We start from the raw sequence: 6,128 nt of genomic DNA, 5'->3' as shown, positions 1-6,128 counted from the left end.
ATGTCGTCATCCTGCTCGACTCGATCACCCGCCTCGCCCGCGCCTACAACACCGTGCAGCCGGCCTCCGGCAAGGTGCTGACCGGCGGCGTCGACGCCAATGCGCTGCAAAAGCCCAAGCGCTTCTTCGGCGCCGCGCGCAACATCGAGGAAGGCGGTTCGCTAACCATCCTCGCCACCGCCCTGATCGACACCGGCTCGCGCATGGACGAAGTGATCTACGAAGAATTCAAGGGCACCGGCAACTCCGAAATTCACCTTGATCGCCGCATGGCCGAGAAGCGGATGTACCCGGCGGTCAACGTCAACCGCTCCGGCACCCGCCGCGAAGAGCTGCTGTTGAAGCCAGACGTCCTGCAGAAGATGTGGGTGCTGCGCAAGCTCTGCTATCCGATGGACGATCTCGAAGCGATGGAATTCCTGCTCGACAAGGTCAAGTCGACCAAGGGCAACCAGGAGTTTTTTGATGCCATGCGCCGCGGCTAATAAAAACATTGCAAGCCGGTGATTATTCAACGATAATCTTCGGCTTACCAGATCGGCCACATCCGCCGGTCGCTTGACTTAAGGACTAAAGATGAAAGCCAACATCCATCCGGATTACAACGAAATTCAGGTGACTTGCTCTTGTGGCAGCACATTCACCACCCGTTCGACCATGAAGAAAGCCCTTCACGTCGAAGTTTGCGCGCTCTGCCACCCGTTCTACACGGGTAAACAAAAGATCGTCGACACCGCCGGTCGTGTCGAGCGCTTCAACCAGAAATTCGGCGCCATGCGCGGCAAGGCTGCTGCCTGATCGGCACGAACCACGGTATAAAAGGCAGCCTGATGGCTGCCTTTTTCATTTCTGGCTGACATGTCTGCTTTTCTCGCCCTGATTCGCGATACCTTGCGGCGCGGTATTCGCCTGCCTCCCGCCGGCTGGATACTCACCGCCATCCTGGCCTTCTATGTACTGGCCGGCCTGTTCGGCCGCGACCCATGGAAGGGCGAAGACGCCATCCACATTGGCGCCGCCTGGCACATGCTGAATTTTGGCGACTGGCTATCGCCCGATCTGGCGGGTCGTCCTTTCCACGAACCCCCGCTCTATTACTGGAGCGCAGCCCTAACCGGCAAACTATTCGGCTGGTTGCTGCCGCTACATGAAGCCATGCGGCTGGCCAGTGGCATCTGGGTGGCTCTGGCGCTGATGGGGCTCTACTACGCCGGTCGCGAGCTGTACGGCGAAGACAGCGCGGCAGCCAGCCCGCTCCTGCTGGCCGGCTGTGCCGGGCTACTTTTCCACGCCCACGATGCGCAGCCGATGCTGATCGCACTGGCCGCCTACGCGGGCGGCCTGGGTGCGCTCGCCACGATTGGCCGAAAACCACGCCTGACCGGGGTTTTCTATGGTCTGGCAGTGGCTGGCAGTCTACTCGGAACCGGCATCGCCCCAACCCTGCCACTGCTTGCCATTGCCCCCATCGCCTGGTGGTTGTCCCCCGACCGCCCCAAGGCGCTACATACCCTGCTGATAGGCCTGGGCCTCGCCACCGTCCTTATCCTGCCCTGGCCGCTACTGCTTCTTTACCTCGAACCGAGCCGCTTCCACGGCTGGCTGGCCACTGAACTGGCGCCGCTGAAAACCCCGTTTTCGCTTGCTGGCGGCGGCCGTTTTCTTGCCATGCTGCCGTGGTTCGCCTTCCCGGCCATTCCCCTCGCCGGATGGACCCTGTGGATCCGGCGCAAGAATCTCAAGGCAGCGGAGCAATTGCTGCCCCTCGCTTTTTTCCTGATGACGTTGTTGTTGCTGGCCTGGGCTTACCGTCCACGGCAAATTCCCGCCCTGCTGCTGTTGCCACCGCTGGCGCTTCTCGCCACGCCCGGCGCCCTGGCCTTGCGGCGCGGTTCGGCCAATGCCTTCGACTGGTTCGCGATGTCGACCTTCAGTGTCTTTATCGGCATTGTCTGGCTAGGCTGGTCGGCCATGGTTCTCGGCTGGCCGGGGCAGATGGCCAGGCGCGCCCTGGTGCTGCGCCCGGGCTTCACTGCACACTTCGATCTACTCGCGCTGGCCATCGGTTTGGCAGCAACGGCGTGGTGGATCTGGCTGATTCTCACCGCCCCGCGCTCTCCCTATCGCAGCCTGACGCACTGGACGCTGGGCTGCACGACGCTGTGGCTGCTGGCGACGACACTGATCATGCCGTGGTTCGATTTCAACAAATCCTATCGCCCGGTCGCCCAGGCCATCGCCCAGGCCCTGCCGGCCGATCATGGCTGCCTGGCTGAACGCAAACTGAACGAAACCCAGCTCGCCTCGCTGTCCTATTTCGTCGGCATTGAACCGTCGGCGGAAGAGTCGAAAGCCGGACAGGCGTGCAACTGGTTGCTGGTCGTTGGCGACACCCGCCGCGAACTGGCGGCGCCCAATGGCCAGTGGGCCAAGGTCTGGGAAGGCAACCGCCCGGGCGACCGCAAGGAAACGTTCCGGCTATTCCGGCGCTAACGACAGCGGTTGCGGCGCGATCACCCTTTCAGGAAATGCGCGCGGTAATACTTCATTTCGTCGATTGATTCGTAAATGTCAGCCAGCGCCGTGTGCTTGCTCTTTTTCTTGAAGCCTTTGTAGATCTCCGGCTGCCAGCGCTTGCAGAGCTCTTTCAGGGTGCTGACATCAAGATTGCGGTAATGAAAAAAAGCTTCCAGCGTCGGCATGTAGCGGGCCATGAACCGACGATCCTGACCGATGGAATTGCCGCACATCGGCGAATGACCGGCCAGCGAATATTTCTTCAGAAATTCCAGCGCCTCGGCCTCGACGGCCGCCTCATTCATCGTAGACGCCTTGACCTTGTCGATCAGGCCGGAACGACCGTGGGTTTTCTGGTTCCAATCATCCATACCGGCGAGAATTTGATCGGTCTGATGGACAACCCAGGCGGGCGACTCGGCGACCATGTCGAGCTCCGAATTGGTGACGACCATGGCCATTTCGATAATCCGGTCGCCATCCGGGTTCAGACCGGTCATTTCCATGTCCAGCCAGACGAGGTTGTTTGCAGTGCCTGCCATATAATTGCCCGAATCCTTGAAAACCGCGATTTTCGCACAGCTTTGGTCCCCTATCCGTGACACCTGACTTCACTTTCATTTTTCTGCTTTTTTTCGGGTTGACCGTAGCAGTCCGCCTCTGGCTCAAACTGCGCCACATCCGTTTCGTCGCTGCCCATCGCCACGCCGTGCCGGCCGATTTTGCCGAACGCATCGCCTTGCCGGCCCATCAAAAAGCGGCTGATTACACGGTCGACCGCAGCAAGACGGCCATTGTCGGCACGCTAATCGAGGCGGTGGTGCTGCTCGCTTTCACCCTCGGTGGCGGCCTCGCTGCCCTGCACGATTTCTGGTCGCTCCGCCTGGACGGCCTCGCCTACGGCCTGGCCATGATCTTCAGCGTGATGGTCATTTCCGGCCTGATCGACCTGCCCCTCTCGCTGTACAGCCAGTTCGTCATCGAGGCCCGGCACGGCTTCAACCGGATGACCCTCGGCCTGTTCTTTGCCGACCGGCTCAAACAGACGCTGCTCGGCATCGCCATCGGCGCCCCGGTGATTGCCGCCGTCCTCTGGCTGATGGGCGCCATGGGCCAATACTGGTGGCTTTACGTCTGGCTGTTCTGGTGCGGCTTCAACCTGCTCATCATGTTCGTTTACCCGACCTGGATCGCGCCGCTCTTCAACACGTTCTCGCCGCTCGAAGACGGCGAGATGAAAGCGCGCATCGAAGCCCTGCTCACCCGCTGCGGCTTCCGTTCCTCCGGCCTTTTCGTCATGGACGGCTCGAAGCGCTCCAGCCACGGCAATGCCTACTTCACGGGCTTCGGCAACACCAAGCGCATCGTCTTCTTCGACACCCTGCTCGCCCGCCTCGAACCATCTGAAGTCGAAGCCGTGCTGGCCCACGAACTCGGCCATTTCCGCAAAAAACACGTCGTCAAGCACCTGCTCCTGATGTTCGCCGGCTCGCTCGCTTTCCTCTGGCTGCTTGGCCAATTGATCGACGCCCCGTGGTTCTATGCCGGCCTCGGCGTGGCGGCCCAAAACACGGCGCTGGCCCTGATCCTGTTCTTCCTCGTCATGCCGGTATTCACCTTTCCGCTCAGCCCACTCATGAGCCAGCTATCCCGTCGCCACGAATTCGAGGCCGATGCCTACGCGGCGCAACACGCCGCCGCCAGCGACCTCATCCGCGCCCTGGTCAAGCTCTATCAGGACAATGCGTCGACCCTGACCCCCGACCCCCTGCATTCGCTGTTCCACGATTCCCACCCGCCGGCCGCGCAGCGCATCGCGCACCTGCAAATTCAGGAGAAACCCGCATGAAAACAGTCAGCGTACTGCTTGCCGCCTCCCTGACCGCCCTGCCGGCACTCGCCGCCGAACCGTGGGGCAAGGCCGACCCCAAAATCGGCAAGGAACATCACGACAAAGCCTGCGTCACCTGCCATGTCCGCCTCTACGGCGGCGATGGCAGCAAGATGTACACTCGCGACGGTCGCTTGCTATCGACCCAGCTCGATGTCCTGCAACGCGTCGCCACCTGCAACGCAATGACCAAGGCCGGCTGGTTCCCCGAAGAAGAAGCCGAAGTCGCCGCCTACCTGAACCAGCAGTACTACCACTTCAAAAACTGATGGAAGGCCGCGTCATTGCCGCCCACGGCCGCCAGTACGTTGTCGAACTGGCCGACGGCTCACGCCTGCCTTGCTTCCCGCGCGGCAAGAAAAGCGATGTCGCCTGTGGCGATCGCGTCGATATAAAGCAGACCTCCGACGACCAGGGCGTCATCGAGGCGATCCAGCCGCGCAGCAGCCTGCTCTACCGCTCCAACGAAATCCGCCAGAAACTGATCGCCGCCAATGTCGATCAACTGGTCATCGTCGTCGCCACCGAACCCGCCTTCTCCGACGAACTGATCGCCCGCGCCCTGGTCGCCGCCGAAAGCGAGGAAATCGCGCCGCTCATCGTCCTCAACAAGTGCGACCTCGCCGACAAGCTGCCAGCCGCCCGCCAGCGCCTGGCGGTACTCGCTGACCTCGGCTACCGCGTCCTCGAACTATCCGCCCGCCAACACGCCGAAGACCTGCGCCCCTACCTCGCCAACCAGACCAGCGTCCTCGTCGGCCAATCCGGCATGGGCAAATCGACGCTGGTCAATGCGCTGATCCCCGAAGCCCGCGCCGCCACCCGCGAAATATCGCAGGCCCTCGACTCCGGCAAGCACACGACCACCCACGCCACGCTCTACCATCTCGATGCCGACAGCCATCTGATCGATTCACCCGGCCTGCAGGAATTCGGTCTCGGCCACCTCGACCGGCAGGAAATCGAACACGCCTTCCCGGAGTTTCGCCCTTACCTCGGTCAATGTCGCTTCCGCGACTGCCATCACAGCCGTGAGCCGGATTGCGCCCTGATTGCTGCGGTCGACGGGAAAAAAATTGATAAAACGCGCTTTGCCATTTTTCACCGCATCGTCGGAAGCCAGGGCCCGGCCTGAAAAACAAGCGGGCAGCAGGTCCGTAGCAACCGATGACCGCTGGCTGCGATAGCAATTTCCCGGCCACAAGGTGATAATTCTGAGAAATTCGCCACGATCGGGCGACAGGAGACAAAAAAAATGGGCGCCAACCCGCCGACCATACTCATCGTCGATGACACGCCGGAAAACCTCAGTGTTCTCGGTGAGTTATTGCAACCCGCGTATCACGTCCGCGCCGCCAACTCCGGCCGACGCGCGCTGCAGATCGCGCACGGCAGCCCGACCCCGGACCTCATCCTGCTCGACGTCATGATGCCGGAAATGGACGGCTACGATGTCCTCGCCGAGTTACAGGCGACCCCGGCCACACGCAATATCCCGGTCATCTTCGTCACGGCCATGGACGGCACCGAAGACGAAGAACGCGGCCTCGACCGTGGCGCCGTCGACTACATCACCAAGCCGATCCGCCCCAGCATTGTCCTCGCCCGCGTCCGAACGCAACTCGACCTCAAGGAGGCGCGCGACATCCTGCGCGACAAAAACAGCTATCTCGAAGCCGAAGTCATGCGCCGCATGGGTGAAAACCAGCTCATCCAGGAA

At 61.6% G+C, this 6,128-nt stretch carries 7 protein-coding genes and 1 pseudogene; 7 read left to right on the top strand and 1 reads right to left on the bottom strand.

Annotated elements, in window-relative coordinates:
* From rho to ADADOO_RS13015, 3 genes and pseudogenes are all read left to right on the top strand, one after another.
* Positions 1-485: pseudogene (gene rho / locus ADADOO_RS13025) on the top strand (transcription termination factor Rho); the annotation flags it as partial.
* Between the two features lie 91 nt (positions 486-576).
* Positions 577-798, top strand: coding sequence for a 50S ribosomal protein L31 (rpmE, locus tag ADADOO_RS13020; protein WP_511277934.1), 222 nt, complete (start codon positions 577-579; stop codon positions 796-798).
* A 60-nt stretch (positions 799-858) separates the two neighbouring features.
* Positions 859-2,493, top strand: a complete 1,635-nt coding sequence (locus ADADOO_RS13015) for an ArnT family glycosyltransferase (RefSeq protein WP_511277933.1) — start codon at positions 859-861, stop codon at positions 2,491-2,493.
* A gap of 20 nt (positions 2,494-2,513) precedes the next feature.
* Here the strand turns inward: ADADOO_RS13015 and orn are convergent, their stop codons facing one another.
* Positions 2,514-3,059, bottom strand: a complete 546-nt coding sequence (gene orn, locus ADADOO_RS13010) for an oligoribonuclease (RefSeq protein ID WP_511277932.1) — start codon at positions 3,057-3,059, stop codon at positions 2,514-2,516.
* 56 nt (positions 3,060-3,115) lie between these two features.
* Between orn and ADADOO_RS13005 the strand changes: the two genes are divergently transcribed.
* The 4 genes from ADADOO_RS13005 to ADADOO_RS12990 all read left to right on the top strand — a co-directional run.
* On the top strand, positions 3,116-4,366 hold the full coding sequence (locus ADADOO_RS13005; protein ID WP_511277931.1) for a M48 family metallopeptidase: 1,251 nt from the start codon (positions 3,116-3,118) through the stop codon (positions 4,364-4,366).
* Entirely contained in the window at positions 4,363-4,677 is a 315-nt protein-coding gene (locus ADADOO_RS13000) for a cytochrome c (protein WP_511277930.1), read from the top strand. The genes ADADOO_RS13005 and ADADOO_RS13000 overlap by 4 nt, the downstream gene beginning before the upstream one ends.
* On the top strand, positions 4,677-5,543 hold the full coding sequence (gene rsgA / locus ADADOO_RS12995; protein ID WP_511277929.1) for a ribosome small subunit-dependent GTPase A: 867 nt from the start codon (positions 4,677-4,679) through the stop codon (positions 5,541-5,543). Before ADADOO_RS13000 ends, rsgA begins: the two co-directional genes overlap by 1 nt.
* 120 nt (positions 5,544-5,663) lie before the next feature.
* Positions 5,664-6,128, top strand: a 465-nt coding sequence (locus ADADOO_RS12990; protein ID WP_511277928.1) for a response regulator, incomplete at its 3' end; no start/stop codon positions are given.

Origin of the sequence: Azonexus sp., from assembly GCF_036170495.1 — a bacterium.
Lineage (GTDB): Bacteria > Pseudomonadota > Gammaproteobacteria > Burkholderiales > Rhodocyclaceae > Azonexus.
This window is presented reverse-complemented; position numbering and strand designations above follow the sequence as displayed.